10 protein-coding genes are annotated in these 20,830 nt (G+C 57.0%); 1 reads left to right on the top strand and 9 read right to left on the bottom strand.

Translation table 11 applies throughout. The features are described from left to right. Nucleotides 1-61: 61 nt before the first annotated feature. Nucleotides 62-1,417 (bottom strand): polysaccharide deacetylase family protein, encoded by a 1,356-nt coding sequence (locus ACP7B9_RS12305; RefSeq protein ID WP_425863759.1) that lies wholly within the window; start codon nucleotides 1,415-1,417, stop codon nucleotides 62-64. A gap of 505 nt (nucleotides 1,418-1,922) precedes the next feature. Here ACP7B9_RS12305 and ACP7B9_RS12300 point away from each other — a divergent pair. Further along, entirely contained in the window at nucleotides 1,923-3,020 is a 1,098-nt protein-coding gene (locus ACP7B9_RS12300; protein ID WP_425863757.1) for a chitinase, read from the top strand. 6 nt (nucleotides 3,021-3,026) lie between these two features. On the opposite strand, the gene ACP7B9_RS12295 is transcribed toward ACP7B9_RS12300, so the two are convergent. The 8 genes from ACP7B9_RS12295 to ACP7B9_RS12260 all read right to left on the bottom strand — a co-directional run bounded on the left by ACP7B9_RS12295 (nucleotide 3,027) and on the right by ACP7B9_RS12260 (nucleotide 20,730). Further along, nucleotides 3,027-3,650, bottom strand: coding sequence for a hypothetical protein (locus tag ACP7B9_RS12295; RefSeq protein WP_425863756.1), 624 nt, complete (start codon nucleotides 3,648-3,650; stop codon nucleotides 3,027-3,029). Between the two features lie 308 nt (nucleotides 3,651-3,958). Beyond that, nucleotides 3,959-5,899, bottom strand: a complete 1,941-nt coding sequence (locus ACP7B9_RS12290; RefSeq protein WP_425863754.1) for an S-layer homology domain-containing protein — start codon at nucleotides 5,897-5,899, stop codon at nucleotides 3,959-3,961. A 107-nt stretch (nucleotides 5,900-6,006) separates the two neighbouring features. Beyond that, the gene (locus ACP7B9_RS12285) at nucleotides 6,007-7,014 is read right to left on the bottom strand and encodes a GDP-mannose 4,6-dehydratase (RefSeq protein WP_425863752.1); all 1,008 of its coding nucleotides are present in this window, start codon (nucleotides 7,012-7,014) and stop codon (nucleotides 6,007-6,009) included. Nucleotides 7,015-7,054: 40 nt separating this feature from the next. Continuing rightward, on the bottom strand, nucleotides 7,055-8,464 hold the full coding sequence (locus tag ACP7B9_RS12280; protein ID WP_425863750.1) for a nucleotide sugar dehydrogenase: 1,410 nt from the start codon (nucleotides 8,462-8,464) through the stop codon (nucleotides 7,055-7,057). Nucleotides 8,465-9,048: 584 nt separating this feature from the next. Next, nucleotides 9,049-11,736, bottom strand: a complete 2,688-nt coding sequence (locus tag ACP7B9_RS12275; protein ID WP_425863748.1) for a LuxR C-terminal-related transcriptional regulator — start codon at nucleotides 11,734-11,736, stop codon at nucleotides 9,049-9,051. Continuing rightward, nucleotides 11,733-14,438: a helix-turn-helix transcriptional regulator gene (locus tag ACP7B9_RS12270; protein WP_425863747.1), complete on the bottom strand. Its 2,706-nt coding sequence runs from the start codon at nucleotides 14,436-14,438 to the stop codon at nucleotides 11,733-11,735. The genes ACP7B9_RS12275 and ACP7B9_RS12270 overlap by 4 nt, the downstream gene beginning before the upstream one ends. Nucleotides 14,439-15,268: 830 nt before the next feature. After that, nucleotides 15,269-17,953 (bottom strand): LuxR C-terminal-related transcriptional regulator, encoded by a 2,685-nt coding sequence (locus tag ACP7B9_RS12265; RefSeq protein WP_425863745.1) that lies wholly within the window; start codon nucleotides 17,951-17,953, stop codon nucleotides 15,269-15,271. A 50-nt stretch (nucleotides 17,954-18,003) separates the two neighbouring features. Then, complete coding sequence (locus ACP7B9_RS12260) at nucleotides 18,004-20,730, bottom strand: LuxR C-terminal-related transcriptional regulator (protein ID WP_425863743.1); 2,727 nt, start codon at nucleotides 20,728-20,730, stop codon at nucleotides 18,004-18,006. Nucleotides 20,731-20,830: the final 100 nt, after the last annotated feature.

Genomic DNA, 20,830 nt, shown 5'->3' with positions numbered 1-20,830 from the left:
AACCCCATGCAGGACCAGAAAATTGTGCTCACACCAAGAACCAGAATTATATAAACGATGATCACTGGGCGTTCTCCCCTGTGGAGTCAAACATGGTGTAGTCATCGGTGACGATCACTCCATTGGAAAAAAGATTGAAGCCAAAGCTCAGCGCCACGGCCCCTTCAGGAATTGGCGGGGTAACCCACTCGTAGCGAATCGGGTCGGTGCCGGCAGGATAGTAGGGGCTGGCTGTCCAATACGTCCATTTGCCCACCTTGTCCCGAATGTAGAGTTCAATCTGCGTCCGCTCGGTGGAAATCAGCGACGCACCTAGCGAATAAGTGTGCCCAACAATGACGCTGGGTGCGCATTCGCCCAAGTCCAGTTTCTGCAAAACCTTCGCATCACCTGATTCATAATTTGTCACCTGCAAATTTGCGCCAGTACTCCCAGTGGGGCCAGGCGAGAGCTTGCTAAATGTTGGGGTGTTCTTCCCGTAGGAGGAAGACTGCCAGCACTTGGGAAGATTCCAGGCCCCTGGCGTTTCCAGATCAGGATTTTGCAGTGCATTCACGCCCTGAGGTGCCGGAGCTTTCACGGGGCCGGCGACTACTGGAGCCGCCTTTTTCCCGATCATCTCGTGCACCGTGCGTACCGATGTGCCTTGGGCCGTCCGCTCGTCCAACCAGGCGCAAAACGCGTCAAACACCTCTGCTTTGATGGGCTGTTTGTCAGGATTCTCATCCGTGACACCAAATACTAGTTGAAGCCAGCTTCCTGTGGCCTCGCTGTCAGTGACTGCGGCCTGCATCTCTGCCAACGTCCATTGACCGTCAATGTTCGCCGTTGCCCGGGTTGCAAACACATCCTTTGGAATGACGGTCTCGGCGGTGGCACAACCATCACAGCCAAATTTTCCCAACAATGTGCCGGTACTTCGGGCACTATTGAAGCCGCAGTCCATCACAATCTTTTGGGCTTCCGGGGTGAGCTTTCCAAATGGGTAAGAGAATGAGCTGACCTTGAATCCCCACTCATTCAAGTTGACCCGGTCATCGCACACTTGGCGTACGGCTTCATCAGCAGTCACGGCGGACAAATCGGCCAAGGTGACAGTGTGGCCACCTATTTCCTGGCCAGCGTTGGCGAGTTCCTGCAGGTCGTTCCGGGTCATGTAATCTTTTGCACCAACAAACCCGCTGTTGATAAAGAACGTCCCGTGCAGCCCATATTTGATGACTGTTCGCGCCAGTGTCATTTGTGCAGCTGTTCCGGAATCAAAGGTCAGGCTAACGTTTGACAGCGTTGGCGCCCTCGTCACGATGTTCACTGTGTTCTGCGGCTGTGCGTTGGATGGTTCGGGATCGTCGGAGGCCGTCAGCGCTACCGCTCCTGTAAAGCAGAGCCCGATCGCAACGATTGCAGCTACGGGCAATCTATTCCTGCGCCTGGATGGTTTGACGCGCGCAATGCCGTGCTTTGTGGTGCCACGTTTTGTGTTGCCACGATCATTGCTGCCACGTTCAACTCTTGGATCCACCCTAGCCCCCGGTTATCCCGCCTTGATACTCTCCGCCAACTGCCTTCCTCGAACAGTTGGCCCGTGTCTGCAATTCACGCGTTGATGTGAGACCTGCTGGCTCGGTACATCCAATGGATTCACCGATAATTCAGTCTATGAAGCCGCTGCGCGCCGAACACGAGTAGCTACTACCTGTTTTTCCCGCAAATGTCCGGACCGCTGCGCGTAAGACTTTTAAATATCCGTGTGACTACTTGTCCAGACGTATTTCGACACTCGGGAATTACATATTGTAAATTCAGGCATGGGACGCACCTCGCAGACCGCTACAATTGCGTAAGCGTCGTCGGTTTCGCGATTAGAGGCCGTGACTTTATGCGCAAATACGCAGGCCACAGCTGAGACCTTAGGAGACGCATTGACAAGCGGAAAGCATCTCCGGGCTGCAATATCGACTCCGGACGTGCGGCGTATTGTGGCTGTAACCAGCTTTCTGCTTATCGCGGTGCTGGTGGTTGTCGGCATTTTTGTTTTGCGAAACCGGGAAATTGAAACAAAACCCTGGTTTGCCGGTTACGTTGATGTCACTTTGGCGCCGCCTCTGGCCTTCGAAACGCCCACTTCCGCACATACCAAAAACGTGCTGCTTTCCTTCATCGTGGCGGATCCAGCCAATCCGTGTGAACCTCATTGGGGTACGCACTACAGCCTTGATCAGGCCGGCACATTGCTCGATTTGGATGCCAAGATCGCAAAGTTACGCAAGAACGGCGGGCGCGCGGCCATATCGTTTGGCGGGGCAGCCAGCACGGAACTTGCCACATCCTGCATTGACCTCCCATCCCTGCAAAACGCCTACCAAAGGGTGATCGACCGTTACGAGGTCTCAACGGTGGACTTTGATATAGAGGGCGATAATCTTCAAGATTCCGTTGCTGGCGCACGGCGGGCCCAGGCAGTGGCCCAGATACAAAAGGACCGGGCCGATCGAGGCAAGCCGTTGGATGTCTGGCTTACCCTGCCCGTCTCCCCCCGTGGCCTCACCGATGAAGGCGTGGCAGAGATCGAACAAATGCTCAGCGAGGGAGTGGATCTGGCCGGGGTGAATATCATGACCATGAACTACGGTGCCAGCAGGATTGCCGGTCAGAGTATGCTCCAGGCGTCGGAGGCTGCGGCGGTTGCGGCGCACTCCCAATTGGGCATCATCTACCAGCGCGCCGGACTTGGGCTCGATGATGCGGCCGTATGGGCCAAAATTGGTTTGACGCCCATGATTGGCACCAACGAAATTACCGCCGACGTTTTCACTGTGCAGGACGCCACCCAATTCGCGGAATTTGCCCAATCCAAGAACGTTGGGCGGATGTCCCAGTGGTCCAACAACCGGGACATCCAGTGCGCCACGGCAACCCTAAACCCCGTCATCGCCCCGCACACCTGCAGTGGAGTCACTCAGGACAACGGGGTCTTCAGCAACATCCTTGGTGAACCATTCACGGACAGGTTCAAGTAAAGGCCTTTAGTTGTTGACCTGGCTGGTAGTTACGATGGTCAGCCAGGGACCAGCAGGCACATCAGCCTCATCCACAAACTGCCAGCTGAGCTTGTCATCCTGCCCGTCCAGCTCACTGAAGCCCAGGCACCCATTGATGGCCGGTGAAACATCCATGCCTGCACGGTTGAAGGCCTTGTTGGCCGGCCGTGCATTATTGGATCCAAAAACATACTTGGCGTCATGATATTGCCCAGGGCCAGCGTCTTCTACCTGGCCAAAGCAAACTCGATCATTCATCACGAGCTTGACCCAACGGTTTTTCATGTAACTAAAATTCTTATTCGTTTCCTGGCCGGCATAACCTGGCTCGTTTGCCCACGGGATCACCGTGGAACGTTCGGCAAAAGCCACAGGATCGTTGACGTCGTCGTACGGTAAATCCAGATAAAAAGGATTCTCTTTCGGCGTCATCGAGGAGGGCATGTAGCCATTGCCGGCCGTCCTAGGCTCAGTGCTGCACTCGGGGGTTAGAACGCCGTCACAGCCGCCGTAACTGGCTTCCCAATCGTCGTCATAGGTTGAATACACCTGACTGCCGTCGGCAGCCGTGGGATCGAAGACCTCGCCAACCCAGAACGTGGTAGCCACAATGTTTCGGTGCCACGGATAGTTGCCGCCCTGGGCAAATTCGGAATCTCGAGAGCAAGCCGACGTCATCAGGAGCGCCAGACCGCAGGCAAGGAGCCCTGCCAACTGCCTTCGATAAGGCCGCCGCCGTGTCTGTTGGGGCGTGACGGCTGGCCGGGAAATCGTGGCATTCACTTGCTTCCTGTCCTAAAAGTTGTCAACCGGAGCTATTTTCAAAGCGACCTTAGTGCCAAAAAACTGCGGGCTTGGTGTGAGGGAATCCTACTCCCCCACACCAACCCCGCAGCTGTTATTTTGGTGAATTTCCGCTAACCCTTCGGGAAATTCTGGTTGTAGCGGTATACGAATGCTGCCATGGCATCACGGGCGATGGGCTGTATCGGCTTGTACAGATTGCCGGGATAGCCTGTGGTGATTCCCGTAGCGGCCAGCCACCTGATCTCGTTGTAGAACGGGGTGGTGGTTCTAACATCCACGAACGTTGGAGCGTTGGCGGGAACGGCTGGCTTGCCGTTCATCCGGTAGAGGAAGGCTGCCACCGCATCACGGTTGACGGAATCAAACGGGCGGAATGTCCCATCCGCGTAACCCGTCGTGATTCCTTGGTCGTACAGCCAGTTCACTTCCTTGTAGAACGGCCCAGTGGGCGGAACGTCCTTGAAGTGTGAGACTGCAGGTGGCGTATAGGCGGGGCTGCCGGCCAGGCGGTACATAAAGGCGGCCATGGCGTTGCGGTCGATGTTTTGCAGCGGCCGGAAGGTGCCATCCAGGTAACCGGTGGTGATCAGGTTATTGGATGCCCAGCTGACTTCCTTGTAGAAGTTCGCTGTTGCGGGGACGTCCGTGAAGCTTCTCACCGTTGCTGTGTCATACAGTTCATAGTCATCGGTGATGAGCGTTCCATTTGCCAAGATGTTCAGACCGATCGAGATAGCCGTGGCTCCTGCAGGAACGGGCTCACTGATCCAGCTGGCCTGTGCCCATTCTGTGGATGATGCCGCGAACATTGGGCTGGCCGTCCAGTAGACCCAGTTGCCTAGACCCGTGCGGTAGTAAGCCTCAAACTGGGTAAGACCGCTGGCCTTGTACCAGGCCTTGGCCAAGTAGGTTTTTCCGGGTGTAGCACTCGGTGCGCACTGCCCCAGATCCATCTGCTGAAGGAATTTCGCGTCACCACTGACGTAGTTGGAAAGCCCAATCTGCCGTGCAGCCGTTGCCGTTCCACCGTGACCTGGTGAAACCGCCGTGTAGACCGGTGTGTTCGCGCCGTAGGACCCGGGAGCCCAGCAGTTTGGATACGGTGAATCGTTCGGGCCAGGTGTTTCCATGCTGGGATTCTGAATCAGGTTTCCGAGGGTTGTCGCAGCTGGTGCGGCCGGACCTGCGAGCAGCGGCTTGGTAGTGCCGCCGATGACTCCCTTGACCGTCTTGACAACAACGGTTCCGGCCGTGACCTGTCCGGCAAGCCAGGTAGAGAATTCCTGGAAGAGCGCCGTGGAAACAGTGAGCGGATCAGCAACGCCTGACCCGGGATCAATGCCGTCACCAATGTGGTGGAAGGTGTACTGAACCCAGCCGCCGCCATTAGCGTTTGCGTTCGTGACCAGGTTCTGCAGATCCAGCAGAGTCCAGGTGTTGTCCACCTGATCCGGTGCACCCGTCACATAGGCGTTCGCTGGCGGAATGGTTTCAAAGAACGGGAACGTTGCAGATTCCGCTGACTTGCTCCTGACATCGCCCAAGCCACGTGCGGAGTTGTAGCCACACTGCTGAACGATTGATTCCACCGCAGCGTTCTCTGACGCGAAGGGGTAGGCGAAGTTCTGGATGTCCAGGCCCATGTTTGCCAGGTTGACCCTGTCAGTGCAGACCTGTCGAGTGACTTCATCGACATTCATGGTGGTGAGGTCCGGGTGCGTAACCGAGTGGCCGCCAATCTCATTCCCAGCGGCTTGGAGGGCCTGAACCTGAGAAACGCTCATGTAGTTCGGTGACCCAATGTAACCTGACGGGGTGAAGAACGTGCCCTTCATGCCCAGGTTGTTGATGAATGTTGCGGCCCCCAACTGATCCAGGTTGGCATCATCGAAGGTGAGGGTGACGGTGCTGGGGACGGCGGCTTGTGCGGCAGGTGCCACGAAGCCGATCGTGGAAGCGGTGAGCGCCAACGTCAATCCAGCGACGATTACGCGACTTTTGTGGAAGTTAGAGGTCTTGGTTTCTCGGGTGGGTGATGCATTGGAGACCATAGCCTTGCCCTTTCTTTCTGGCTCTATGTTCACGGTTTTTGTCGATTCTTGAAATGGTGGAAATCCTTGTGCGACAGTCCCCCGCCGCTGTCTTTCCAGGGACGAAACTAATTCGAGACCACCTCCGCTTTTCTCTTTGCCGGTTCTGGGACCGTCGAGCTACGCTGCTCATCGGCCACGCTGAGGATGATCTGATCCAGGGTGGTTTGGGGATCAAAGCCAACCAATGCCCGTGACTTGGAATTGTTCGGGACTCGGCGGCGCATGTCCTCAAAGCCTTCGGCATAGGCCTCGGCATATGGGACAAAGATGATCTCACTGGGGCTGTCCAACAGCTCAACAATTCGCTGGGCCAGGGACAGGATGGAGATTTCGTAGGATCCGCCGAGGTTGAAGGCGTTGCCATAGGCGCTTGGTTCCGCCGAGATCCGGGTGATGGCCGGCACGATGTCTCCAACGAAGGAGAAACACCGGGTCTGCAAGCCGTCCCCGTAAACGGTCAGCGGTTCGCCGGCCAGGGCCTGCTTGATCAACCGCGGAACCACCATGCCGTATCGGCCCGTTTGGCGCGGTCCCACCGTGTTGAACAGGCGCACAATGGCAACCCGCAATCCAAATTCACGCCAGTAGGAATAGGCAAACGCCTCATCGATTCCCTTAGCCGCCGCGTAGGTCCAACGGGACTTCAACGCTGACCCGAGAATGCGATCTGACTCTTCATCGAGGCTGTCGGAGACGTTCTTTCCGTAGATTTCACTCGTGGACGCCAACAGCAGGCTCGCCCCCGAATTGAGCGCCGCGTCCAGAACCACTTCGGTGCCATGGATGTTGGTACGCAAGCTCTCCAAGGGGTGATCCACAATCAGCGTCACACCAACTGCGGCTGCCAAGTGAAAGACCCTGTCGGCACCCTGCACCAAATTCTCCACGGCCACCTTGTCCAAGATATTTCCCTCGGTCAGATGAAACCTGGGGTGTTCCAACACGCCCTGAAGGTTTTCGATCCGACCAGTGGAAAAGTTGTCCAAAACGGATACCTCGTCGCCTTGGGCCAACAGGTGCTCAACCAAATGGCCACCTATGAACCCTGCCCCGCCGGTAATTGCTGTTTTCATCTCAAGTCCTTCCCTACAGTTATGGATGGCCCGGGCATTTCTAAAGCCTGACGATGTTCTTTGCCGGCGGCAGCTGGTAGGTGGTGTCCAGGACAACTGGCACGTCCTCAAGCCACTTCAGGTCGACGCCGGTGTGCCGGGTGTGCACGATCACCACGTCCGGCTGCCACTCAGCCGGGTTCTCCACCGAGACCAAAACGCCACCCTTGCCATCGGGAGCCGTTGGGCACCAGTGGTCCACGTAGGCCACATCGGCGTCCTCGGCAGCGAGGGCTGCAATGATTTCCAAGGCTGGAGACTCACGGAGGTCCTCGACGTCGGGCTTGTAGGCCACTCCCACGATCAAGATCCTCGCAAAGCTGACCCGGTGATCGCGGTCAGAAAGAATCCGGCGGGTCCGCTCCACAACGTGGTGGGGCCTGCTGGCGATGCCGGCCATGGCGCTCTCGATCACGGGGCTGACCATCCTTGACTTACGCAGCTGCCACAAGAGGTAGTGCGGGTCGCAAGGAATGCAATGTCCGCCGACGCCGGGTCCGGGCGTGAAGCGCATGAACCCGTAAGGCTTGGTCGAGGCGGCGTTGATGACGTCGATGACCTCGATGTTCAATGCCTGGCAGATGTCAGCGAATTCGTTGGCCAACGCAATGTTGACAGCACGGAAAGTGTTTTCCACGAGCTTCGTCATTTCCGCGGCATCCGCCGAGGGGACAACATAGACGGACTTGGTCACCGTCTTGAGCAGGGCTTCGGCCACCTTCCCGCAGCTTTCGGTGACGCCACCAACAACGCGGGGCACATCTTCATGGGAGAAGGAGTCCACGCCTGGGTTGATTCGTTCCGGAGAGAATGCCACGAAGATGTTGCTTCCTGCGATCAGACCGCGCTCGGCCAATGGCTGCGCCAGCATGTCACGAGTGGAACCAACATAGGTAGTGGAGGTCAGCATGAGCAGCTGCCCGGCAACGGCGTGTTCCACTACTGCGGCACAAGCCGAACGGAGAATGCTCAGATCCGGGATCAGATACGGGTCCACCGGGGTGGGAACACAGACAACCACTGCGGCTGCCTGGGACACGAGGGACAGATCAGAGCTGATGACAAAATTCGGATCAGTCAGGGCTTCGCTCAGCCGGACCTTGTCCGAATCCAGCAGGTCGGCCTGCTGGTTACGGATGGTTGTCAACCGCCGCTCTGAAACATCCAGACCTACCACGCGCCGGCCCGAAGTACTGATGGCAAGGGCCGTAGGCAGCCCAACGTAGCCAAGGCCCACGATCGCAACATCGAACCTGAATTCGCCACCGTCCTGAGGCAGTAGCGCGGGTTGGGCAGCGGTATCGCGAAGCCATTCCATTTCAACTACGCCGGCCGGATCTGCTGTTTCCTGAACTTGCGTCTGGGCAGCGAAAACCATCTCGAGCGTTTTGTCCTTAATAATGTGCACCATTAGTCTCTTGCTCCCCTAATAATTGAAATACGTCAAATGATGGAATCTGGTTACTTAATAAGTAACGTTGGACAACGGCCTCAAGAGTGACTTGCGATTGGCGCATCTGCTCAGATCAGAATTATTCGACTACCAGGTATCCCGGTATATCCGCACTCAATGTCAAAACCGTTCAAATTATTTTCGTACTTAATCAAGTCGAATGACTTGACCAATAAAAACAGCCTATGAAGCTATGTCACTCTGGACACGAGTGCAACCTACCCGTCTTTACAGGCAGCATTTCATTCGCCAGCGGAGCATACTCGGCGCCGACACTGACAACACTCGTTTTGCTACCTAGCAGGGCCCGTGAATCCAGACTGTTGCTGGGCACGCAAAAATGGGGAAGTAAATTACTTCCCCACCATCAGTGATATGTATTTTGCGTCGTTAGCGCGCCTTTATGTGCAGCCCACTTCATTTCTTCGACGCAAGGCAAAAGAGTTATCAAGAATCCACCCCAGATGGCGTGAAAACTATCCACTCGCGAAAGCCCGTCGAGTTGGTTGTGGTTACTGCAGCACTAATATACTCCCGCCCCGTTAGGCATTCCAGGATTCAGAGGTAGTGTTTGCAATTTCTGATCTATCCGATATTCCAAGCTTGGCAAAAATTCGGTAGAGGTGCCCCTCCACCGTGCGCAGCGATAGCCCAAACTCGGCAGCGATGTCCCGGTTACTGGCTCCGTCATGGACCATGGCGGCGACTTTTCGTTCACGGCGGGTCAATTGCGGTCCCGTACTCAGCCGCTCCGACAAGGGGTCATGACCGTGAACCAGCGTTGCCAGGCGGCGTTTTGCCACGCGCTGTGCGCTGTGCAAACGGTTCCGATCTCCACGCCGGCTCAAGATGGCGACGGCGTTTCCCGCGCTCCGGGCGGCATCCAATTCGCGTCCATCACTTTCGGCGGCGTCGCTGAACGCCAGTAACGCCAGAGGATCTTTCTCCGAGAGAGCCTTGGCATAGTCGGCAACATTCTTCGCATGCCGCCCTTCACAGCGTGAGGCAACGGCCTTCAATCTCAGCGCTAGTCCAAGGTCGCCAGCGTGAATGCCCAACATCAGCACATCCATCTCCACATGGACCATGCCCACAGCGGCAGCCTCATCCGCAACCAGGCGCAGCTGGGGACGTGAGTTTCCTTCAAATATCCCCTTGGCCGCCAGCAGAAAAGCCCGGGATCGCAGGGATGAGGCTGTGTCTCGCCCCGGACCGGTTGCCTCATACAGTTTTGCGTAGGACTCCTTGATGGTTTCCCGTCCAAGGACTGCTGCTGCATAGGCCGCTGCAGCAAGGGCTTGGGGCAGGTCGTTTCCTGGATCACGGTATCGGAGGGCTTCCACTGCCTGGACGAGGGTCGCTAGGGCATCATTCATCCCGCCCTGGGCCAAATCACAGAGTCCCTTGGCTAGCTGATAGCTTCCTCCATGACGTTGCATCGAGGCAGTATTGCGATCGGCCTCGTGGTCCACTACCTCGCGTAAGAGGCTGAATTCGCCGGCATGCCACAGCGCAAGAAGGTGGTTCCGCACAACAAATTCCCTGTAGTAAGCCAACGCTTCAACGTCCAAGTCCAGCAGATCGGCGGCACGTGAAGAGAGTTCTCGCCCTTGGACCGCCCTACCGGTGGCCGACAAGACTTCAGATAACAGCGTGCAAGAGACCAAGAGGTTTGAGGGGCAGTCCGCCGAGGTCGCGAAAATCTGCGCCAATTCATCCTCGCTCCCGTGGTAATTTCCGTCTCGGTGCATACCCTGGATTTCCAGCAGCCGGACGCTTGTGCGGTGTTCTGTCAACAGTTGCGGCCCCTTCATGGATCCCTCATCTGACAAGCGTCCCTCACCTGACAAGCGATCCACGGCTTCCCGCCAATCACTGGCGATGGTGGTCAGAAGTGCTCCGTCCAGGCCAGGACGCAGTCCGCCATGTCCGCAAAGACTCGCAACCAGACGAACCATCTCTGGATCACTCGACGTCGCCATAATTTCTCCGGTCAACTCCTGCAGGGCAGGATACTCCCCTCTCACAGCCATGGTTCGGGCTTGTTCAAGGCGCGCCAATTCTTCAAGTCCCGGTGACGTCACGGCCGCCGCAGCAAGGTCGGCAAGGTCCGTCAGCTCTAACCGGTTGGCGAGTTGTGCCGCTTTCAAGATGCTGATGTCGGGGACGTCGAAGCCGTCCTCCAACGCCCACCTGACACAGCGGAGCAGTGTTTCAGGCCGTGCCGCGGATAAATCCAGCAGTAAGAGCAGGGTCCTGCGCATGGCCATGGTTTTTGCCGCCGGCAGGATTTCACACATGACCTCTCCCATGGGAGGAACAGCTAGGCCCACAACGCGAACGGAATCGTTGGAAATCACAATCAATTTGGACTCTTGAAGATCGTCCACCGTGCTGCTGCTCACGACTTGGCGAAGGGTGTCCAGATCAAGGCTGCCAGCCAGGGCAACGTAGTCAAGTGCCTGCCGCTGCACTTCACCGAGTTGTAAGAGGTGGTACCTGAGAACCTCTCGCACGTGTTTTGTCGATCCCTTGAGCTCGTGGACCAGCAGCCAGACTCCGTTGTGCTCCACCAGTGCCCCAGTGCTGCGTGCATGTTTAATGAGTTCCACTAGGAACATCGGGTTTCCGAACGCACGTCGGCACAGTGTGGTGCTCGCGCTGGGAGACACCTGGCGCCCAAGGAGGTGCCGGCACAGTTCCAGCATGGTTGCTGGGGGCAATGGTGCCAATTCAAAACTCTTCAAGAGCCCATCCGAACACATGGACCAGAGCTCGGCTGGAACTGCAGGAAAAGGTGCGCAAAGGAGTATGAATCTTGCTTGGTTGGCGGCAGCTAATTGGGCTAACAGGACAGCGCTACTGTCATCGAGAAACTGGGCATCTTCAATGACAAGTACTGCACGTTCATCGGTGCCTGTTCGCAATGCCGAGGACAGCGCCCTCAGGACATCAGATGAGGAAAATGCCCGGCCATCATGGAGCCCCGTCAAAAAGGGTGCCAGGACTCCAAACGGTTCACTGGCAAGCGCAGATGATCCGAAAGCGTGAAACGGCCGGATCTTGCTTCCTCCCAGTTCAAGCACGGCCGCGGCAACTGATGTTTTGCCCAGGCCCACATCGCCTACCAACAATGAACCGTGGCCATCGTCAGAGAGGACAGTTGCCAGAATGTCAGCCACCAACTCCTCGCGCCCAAGGAGAATTTCATGCGATGCCGGAGACCTCACGGACGCTCCCCTTCGGCTTGCGCTAGTGCATAGCTCAAGTCGGAACGCTCGGAGATACGAAGTTTGCCGAAGATCTGATAAAGGTGTCCCTCGACGGTCCGGATGGACACGTGGAGTCGGGTGGCAATGTCCTTGTTGCTAGCCCCGGCCGCTGCCTCTCTGGCAATTTCCAACTGGCGGGACGTCAGGGGCTGTGCGTCACCGGCACGCTTAGAGTTCGCGTCCATATTCCGGCGGCACAATTCCAGGAGCCCGCTCAGGTGGCGGTGCTGATGTTGGTCAATTGTCCCCAATGCCAACGCCACTTCGGCAGCGTCAACCACCGCGTTGTCGCTGCCGAGCTGCGCTGCATGTTCGGCAGCCCGGACCAGAAGCCCGGCGTCGCTGGTCAACGATCCCTCTGCGAAGTCCCTGTAAAAGGGATCGTAGCCAGCGTCCAAGCTGCTAGCCGAATCGAACAAACGTGGAGCCACCTCCAAGGAGCCTAGGCGAAGCGCCAGGCCCAATGACTCGACTTCCCAGATCCCACGTCCCGATTCCCGGTCAGACTCCGCCAAGTGGATCAGCTCTAAGATGCTGCCTTGGCGGTCCCCCATTTTTCCTCGGGCGGCGAGCTCAAAGTACTTCCCGGCTCTCTCCATCAACCAAGGCGCATCCGAACTGTAACCGTCCAGATCCGCAAGGTACAGGGCTGCAGAATCGTTGTCGCCCGAAAGTACGCACGCATATGCGCCAGCGGAAAGCGCCAATCCCAAGGCCCCGTACTCGTCCTGCAGACGGAGCTGAGCAATCTCCTGCTCCAAAAGAGACAGGCTCTCTCCGCCATGGCCACGCATCACCAGCAAGACGGGCATGGCCAGATCGGCAAACGCGCTGACATGAATGTCACTGTCGCCGGCCACCTTCCCGCACAAGGCCCGGGCAGCTTCCTCCGCTATGTCTAGCCTTCCAAGTATCAGGTTTGCGAAGAACAAGTTCTCACGTGTCTTGGCAGCACAGCCCTGGGCAAGTCCAACCGCGGTGACGGATTGCATCAGTTTGTCCGAAAGTTCCGCTGCCGCGGTTGCGTTCCCGCTTGCAGCATTCATAAGGCAGAGCTGGCTACCAAGTAGCAGGGACTGGTTGGCGGTAACCCCTTTCCTCGCCCGGTACGCAAGGTCAAGTCCGTCAAGTGAATCCGGAAAATTTCCTGTCCACCATGCTGCCTCGGCTGTGTGGACAATCAAGGTATCGCGAAGGACACCAATGTTTGGATTCTCCGGTCCCCTCTCGCCTTCCAGGGAATCCGGATACAGCTCCCCGCGAACCTTTTCCAGATTCGTCAAGGCTTCCGCCCACGTGGCCTTAGAAGCAAGTAGCACTGAAGTCTCGGCCAACAAAGAAATAACCCACTCGGTCAGGGTGGGTTCTTCGTGATACGAGGAATAGAGGCTTGCAAGCAACGTCCTTGCCGAAGTCCGATCTCCCATGGCAACATGCGCCCGGACCGCCTCGGCGGTGGCTGTTGCTGCTGTTCCATCGAGCTGCGGATCCAGAGTGGCCAAGAAACGAAGCGCCATGGCTGGCTTCATCTCGTCATTGGCAATTCTGGCTGCATCAAGGGCCAGGTTGCGATCCAGTTTCCTACCGGATTCCAGCGTCCAAAGAACCATGCCGACGTCCTCTGATGCAAAATTGTGCACCACGGGGGAATGCATGTTGACCGATTCCCACTGTTCCTTACTGCGCCCGGCTGGCACCTTGTTCCGGACAACCTTGGCCAACAGCGGGTGGATGGCCCTGACAAAATGGTCCGCGCCTATGCGAACTATGCCCATCTCCTCCAAGGCGTCAACATCGTGATCATCCACAACGTCCACAAGTGTGCTGATTGAAACGGCTCGCGCAGAGGCCACAATTTCAAGTGTCCGGAGCTGCTCCGCGTTGAGCCTGCGCAATTGGTTTGAAAACAGCTCAGAAGAGATCCGTTCGGGTCCGGCAATGGAATCATCAAGGCACCAAGATCCGTCACGGAGCACTAGCGCCCCAGAGGAGACCATGTCCTCGGTCAACGCCGTGAGGAACTTCGGATGCCCTCCGCTTACCGCCCAAAGTTGACGGCCCGCACGTTGGGAAATCCGTCCACCCAACCGCATCTCGACTGCTTTGACCAGCTCCCGGAAGGAAAATGGCTCAACGGCGATGCGCCGAACGAAGCCGTCTTTGATCAGGTTGGAAAGTTCGTGGGGAAGTTGATCACTGGATCCGCAGGTCAAGAGCAGACGAATGGACCTGGTTTTTGCAAGTTGTGCCAATATGACAGCCGACTGCTCGTCCAGTTCATGCGCATTGTCAATGAGAATGCACATGTCCCGTCCATTTGCCATCGATTCCAGGCGCCGCAAGGTCGCCGCCAAGACTTGCACATGATGGGTGAGGCTTTCCGGCTCCAACTCACTGAGGAGCGCCGCCAGTGCACCATAGGGTTCGGTTGACATGTGAGTACTGGCGTAAAGGTGAACAACAAGTACGTCTGGTTGCAGTGCCTTCACCGCTTGTGCCGCCAGATGACTTTTGCCAATGCCGGGAGGTCCCGCCAACAAGACCCCCAATATTTCAGGAGAGCTGAAGGTGCCGGCGGCCTCAGATTTCAGCTCACCCACAATCGCATCAACTATCGCCTCGCGCCCTGTGACCTGCCACTTCGTTGAAGTTGCCTGCACCGTTCCCATCCCCCTGGATTTTGATCCGCGAAGCCTGCGCGCATCGGTCCTTGGGCTCCAGTACATTCACTGGTGCGAAGTGACGCCAGCCTCAGGTTGAAATCACTTTTCAACGAAGTTGAGACCACTTCAAACCATTCACCGACGCCTGACAAGATCCGACTCGCGCATAAGCTGTTGCCGTTGCTCCACGGTATCTAGCCGTTTCCTGACATGCACGAGTACTCTGTACTCGTTTCTGCCTGCGACCCCTACTTGCTTGTGCAAAGTGCTACTCATTGTTATGTGTCACATGGAACATTCGGAAAATTTGGCGACGCATTCTCCGGAACAGTTTTTGCTTCCCACGTCTGTTCCCGTGGCCATAACGGAATGAGCCATTTGAGCAGAATTAGCTCAAATTGACGGTGTGCAGGTGGTTGGGTTGGGAATTTGATTCCACCGAGTACCAATGCGAGTAACAATTCAGCTACTCGTGCGGCCCGTGCCGAATGTGCGGGGAACTACTCGGGTAGTGACCACCCGTGTTTGTGATGTCCAAACGGGTTGTAATTGAAGCACACACACCGATGCTCGTCTAGCTGGAGGGTTTCAAATGCCTCGTACCAGAGCATCGGGCGTGTGTCCCACATGGGGGCATCTGACAACGAGGATCGCAGTGACGCACCGCGTCGATTGGCGCTTCAAGATTGACGAACCCACCATATTGCACGGTGCAAGCCACCGGGCTCCCAGTTCGGAGCCGACGGCGGAAAGGCCTTCTGAGACCAAGGCCTTCCCCCAGCCGTCGTCGGCTCCCCTCCAGGATTTTCAGGAACGACGGCGGTAAATCACGAACTCTCCGTAGGTCCGGAGTGCGCCAGAAGCGGCGCAAGCTCGTCCCGGCTGGTAATTCCGAGCTTCGAATACGCGCGGTACAAGTGACCTTCAACGGTGCGCAAAGACAGCTGCAACTGCCCAGCAATCGCCCGATCAGTAAGGCCATTCGCGGCCATGAGGGTAATTTGCGATTCCCGTTTAGTCAGTTTTCCCAACATGGCGAGATCCCCATTGTTTTGCGCTATCAGCGGCTGACCGTTGACCGCTCCAGCGCTAGAGGCCGACTCCATTCCGGGAACATCAACATTGTTCCCTGAGTACCATGGCACATCAGCTAGCGCCGGTGAATGCACAACCTTAGGGCCACGATCTGATCCATTTGACTTGGCTACATGATTCTTGCGGGTGCCGCCTACAAACTGGACCACCGCCGCGGACCACGGACCGTCCACGTGAGCGGCAACATCCAAAAGTCGATCCACGTGGTTAAGTTCGCCTAGTTCCATCGCGAGAACCAAGGCGTTCAGTTCCAGCAGTGCAGAGCCTTCCTTCCTTGACTCATCGGCCAACGCCATGAGCGCGGCCAAGCCAACGCCGTCGTGCTTCAAATGCTCTCTGGCAGCCGCAGCGAAAGCGCGTTCATGAGACGTAATCAAGAACATGCCCGGCTTCTCCTGGTAATCGGCCAACAACCCGGAGGCAAGATCCACCTGTCCAAGTTGCGCCGCCGAATAAGCTGTCAGAGCCGTGCAGAAACCCAAAAGCTGCTGCGGATCAGTGGCGCGCAAAGATTCAATGCACGGCAGCAAGGCCTCAACCGCCTGATCAAAGCGACCCTGACGCACATAGCCCATCCCCCGCCCAACGTTGGCGCTGCCACCAAAAGAGAGAATGACGGAACCGGCATCGACAAAGAACCGGTCCAAGAGGAGCTGGGCCTGATCCAAATCTCCCGCAACCAACGCCGTCGTGAGCTGCCGGAAAACAATCATTTCGGGGATGAAGAAAATGTCATAGTCATCGCTATGTTCAATGGCAAAGGCTTCACTGGAACGCTGCTGACTTTCTGCCAGCCGGCCCTGGGCGCAGAGCTGTTCAGCTTCCATGGTCAAGGCAAAGGTCAGGACCAGCTTCCGCTCCGCTTCCGGCACCGCTGAACCGGCCTTCAGGGCAGCAATGAGCGGTTCCATGTTCCGATACTGACCGGTTTGGGAGAACGCCATCAATTTCAACAACTTGACCCGGTCTTCGACCATTGCGTGGATAGTGTCAGCCTCCGCGGGAGCCTGGCCGGCAAGCCTGAGCCCTCCAGTTTCCAACTGCTCAATCTCGTCTGCAATACCGGAAGCAGGCATGCCCAATGCCATCCGGGTGGCCACCTTCAGGAGCGATGCGAAGATCAAATCTTCCACACTGTGAGCCTCCTCAAGAGTGTCATCGAGCAGTATCGCAGCAGCCTGGTAGTCACCGCGGAGGTACTCTGCCCGGGACTTGATCGCTGCCACCCTGAGCGCATTATCCTGGCCAGTAATGTGCCTGGTCAGCTCCAAGGAAACGAGGGGCTGTGACAATTTGCAGGCGATCAAGGCCGCCTGCAGCAGTAGCTCATCGGCAACATCCAAGCCACAATCAATCGCCCACGAGACCCAGCGCAGCAGGCCCTCCCCGGTTGGCCGGTGGGAATCCATCCGCTGATTCATGGCGTCGAACAATATCCGACGGTGGGCAGGCGACACAGTATGGCGGATCACATCGCCATAAATGGGGCTGGCCAGCCGGAGTGTGCCGTTGTCGAGATCTGTCACGTGAACCAGTTCCCGTTCCACGAGTTGCTTGACGGCAGCCTCACCGCTGATGGCCTCGACAAGTATCAAAGAAACAGGCTCCGCCAAGGCCACCAGGTCCAGCGCCTCTTCAGCATGGATGCTCAGTCCACGAATCTGATGTGCAACCGCATCGCGCAGATTCCGCCCAACGGTGCGGGGCCCCTCTTGATAAACCCAAACCCCGCGGCTCTGAGTCAGCAGGGCGTCGTCGACTGCCTCCGAGACCAGCAACTTAATCAAGAGCGGGTTCCCCTTGGCGGATGACCAGAAGTACCAACTCGTTTGAAGGGCAACGGGGCCCTGCAATAGAGCCTGACAATACGCATGCGTTTGATCACGGGTCAGCGGGGTCATATCAATGTTCTCGGCTAACCCGGCTGACCACAGGCGTGGCAAGGGTTCGGGCATGCCCCGGGATCGCAGATGCGAGGCCACAAGGATGACACTGCCTGCGAGCACTAGATCAACCAGTAGCTCAGCCGTGGAAGTGTCCACCGCATGCGCGTCATCCAAGACAATGAGAGGGAGTGCGTTCAGATCCGAATTCTGGGTGTTTTTCAGGTCATCGATAGCCTTCAGAACGGCTCGGAACACCTGTGTACGGAGACCCAATGTGTCTCCATGGATCCCACGCAGGATTGGCGCCAAGGCGCCAAACGGGACGGCACTAAGAGACGGCGTTCCTTGCAATGTCAGGACAGCTCGGTTCTGCCCGGACTCAAGGACCAATTCGCGCAGGATGCTGGAGGCACCCAGACCAGTGTCATAACTGAGGAAGACGGCGCGGCAGTTCTCGCCGTCGATGGCTAGGTGAATATCGGCAAGCTCGGCTTGCCGAATGAAGGGTGATCCAAGACCGAGTCCCACCATGGACATCTTCCCCTTCCACAAAGCCGCCGCTCGCAATTCCTCCCTGAAAACTAGGGGAGGTCATGCCGGGAGTTTATACCCAGTTTCGCAAATACTTGATAGAGATGCCCTTCAATGGTCCGGATTGATACCCGCATGACATCCGCAATGGCCCGGTTTCCCATGCCTTTGGCCGCCAACCTGGCTACTTGCAGTTCCCGCTGAGTCAGCTTGAATCCTTCATTTTCGGTGAGGGACAGTGGTGCCGGCTCCGACCGCTCGTGACCGTTAAGCCACACCTTTGCCTCTTCGACGCGCTGGTGGTCTCCAGCTTTTGTTGCCCATTCAAAAGCCAGAGTGGCACATCTGGTTTTGAGCGCAAGAAGATCCAGATCTTCGGCTCCCGCTGCTGCCTGCAAGGCCTTGTCAATGTCCTTCTCCAAAGACGCCTCGGCCAACTGCAGCGACACTTTAGCCAGGGGGCCTTGCCCCTTTGCCGAGGCGGCTTCCAGAAGGCGCAAGTCCCTGTCACTCCCGTTTTCGGTGGACTTTTCGGTGGATGCAAGCAAACTCAAGGCTGCCAAGGTGTGTCTACCGGCGGCCGTATCTTCCTCCGCGGAATGCACCGCCTTCACGACTGCGCTCGGGTCACCCATCCGGCATTCCGCCTTGAGGGTGAAATATTTTGCCATGGCCAAATTGGCCCACGCCGTGTTTGGGCGAGCTCCGTGGACCAGGGCTAGGTACTTTGCTGCCTCAACATCATTCCCAAGATCCGCAAAGGCCCACGCCAACGCCGAATAAGCCATCTGGGTGCAGTTGTACATATCCCGGATCTCCAGTTGGGCCGCAGCCACCAAGAGTATCTCGGAAGCCTCAGCCGCCCTGCCGGCGAACGCATAGCTGATTCCAAGACCCAACTCTATGAGGCCGCCGTGATGCTCTGAGTAGCGGCCCATGGTGGCGAGCATCTGCGTCAAGAGCTCAGCACCCTTTTTCCATTGTCCTGACCAGATGTGGGCAATGATCAACCCTTGAAATTGAAGGTCCAGCACGCCCGGATCTTGATATTTTCCATCGGGATGTTGGCCAATTTCTCGCGCCAAATCGATCGCGTCAAGTTCCCGGCCAGTAAATGCCCAGACCAGAACCAAAAAACTCCCGCAAGCGAGGCTGTACCGCGGATCCTCGATTTGCCAATAGCCTGCCTCGAGGCCGGCCGCAGCTTCGGAAAAAAGCCCACTGTTCACTTGGTAACCAAAAAAGGCCAAGTTCAGGCTCCTATTTGCCCGGTCCTGCTGGTTCAGATCTTGGCCAACCTGATCTATTCGTGCCATCGCCGTCTCTAGAAGCCCTGGAACTTGTTCCAGTCCACCTTCAACCCACACCAAGACACTGGCTAGAGCAGCCACCCATTGGGCATAGTGATCTATATCCGCAAGTGATTCCGCCACTTCCCTGAAGTCAAGCAGTTCCTCAACGGCCCTCGGGTAGTCCGCCAGCATTGAGTACGACGAGCTCCGTAGCATTGCGCCGCGGATTGCCAATGGAGAGGATCGTGGCAGCGAGGAAACAAACGTCAATGCCAGACGCGGATCCAGGTACATTAAGGCCGCCTTGGCAGCAGAAACGGCTGTCTCGGGTTTCACCGGAATCCCGGCGTCATTGGCCCAGGCCGCGAATGCCAAAAGTTCTTGGCGGGAGAGCTTCGCCGGATCGATGGGGACAGCCTCGATCGCCTCCCTGTACAACCGGGCCTTTTCTTCCATACCCATCATGGCCCGCACTGTTTCACCAATGAAGGGTTCAGTCAGGGAGGTGTAACGCCGTGGATGCTGGCTAAGGGTTAGATAGTTGTGTTCTTCCATCTGAGCAACAGTGTCGGTTCCCAAGACGTCTATCACCATTGACAGGGGGGCGCGCTGAATGAGAGACATCATCGCAACACCATGACGAACCTCTGCGGTCTCCCTGGACAGCCGTGCCTCAACTAATTCGGCCAGAAGGATCGATGGGCCCGTTAGCCTTTCACTGCTCAGGATCCAGGTTCCATTGTGCTGGACCAGGTGGCCATTCCCCAGCTCTTCATGGATCAGGGTGTGCAGCACGAGTGGGTTGCCGCCGCTGCTTTCATGTAAGACTGCCACCGCCGCCGCCGCAATGGATCCACCGAGGGCCTTGGTAATCAGCTTCTGCACTTCGGTCTTGCTAAAGTTTTCCAATAACAATTCGGACAGCATGCCGTCCTTACGCAGCCACATCAGGTCTTCAGGTAAATCATTGGTGCTCCGGGCTAGGACCAGCACCCTCACGATGCCGCTGAAAATAAGGTGCATCAGCACACCCATGCTTGAGGTGTCAACGCCGGGCAAGTCATCGATGACCAGTACCACGTCGCGTCCGTCGGCGTCGGCCTGAATTAAGTCGGCAATCCCCTGAATGATGGAATTCGGTGTGTTGTCATTCTGTCTGTGCAACCGTGCCAACTGCATGCTCCACATGCCGTAGGGGACGGCCGTTTCAGTGGCGGAACCGAAGAGTTTGACGAGGTGGACCTGACCGGAAATTTCTTTTTCGATGGACCGGGCGAGCGTTGTTTTCCCTACTCCGCCGGAACCGAGTAGCACTAGCCCGTAGCTTTCCCCTTCAACGAGCTTGGCAGCCGCCGCCTGCACCAGGTCCCGGCGGATAAAGGAGGACCATCGCCGCCGGTCGCCGGCGCCCATGGCTCGACGGCTGGAATTACGCTCAGTCTGACTGCCTTGAGCGGGCAAAAAATTACCCCAGACCTCTGCCATAAGCCAAATTCCCTCGAGTCCGATCCCCCAAAAACTCGGAGCAACAACTTACCGAGTCACAATTAGGCTGAGTATAACAGCGTTAGTGGGCTGGAATAAG

The organism is Arthrobacter sp. TWP1-1 (assembly GCF_049897845.1).
Taxonomy (GTDB): Bacteria; Actinomycetota; Actinomycetes; order Actinomycetales; family Micrococcaceae; genus Specibacter.
This window is presented reverse-complemented; position numbering and strand designations above follow the sequence as displayed.

Coding starts and splice junctions, on each gene's coding strand:
- ACP7B9_RS12265 (WP_425863745.1), bottom strand. CDS start 17,953: ATGGTGGGACTCGGTCTTGGATCACCCTTCATTCGGCAAGCCGAGCTT.
- ACP7B9_RS12285 (WP_425863752.1), bottom strand. CDS start 7,014: ATGAAAACAGCAATTACCGGCGGGGCAGGGTTCATAGGTGGCCATTTG.
- ACP7B9_RS12280 (WP_425863750.1), bottom strand. CDS start 8,464: ATGGTGCACATTATTAAGGACAAAACGCTCGAGATGGTTTTCGCTGCC.
- ACP7B9_RS12260 (WP_425863743.1), bottom strand. CDS start 20,730: ATGGCAGAGGTCTGGGGTAATTTTTTGCCCGCTCAAGGCAGTCAGACT.
- ACP7B9_RS12290 (WP_425863754.1), bottom strand. CDS start 5,899: ATGGTCTCCAATGCATCACCCACCCGAGAAACCAAGACCTCTAACTTC.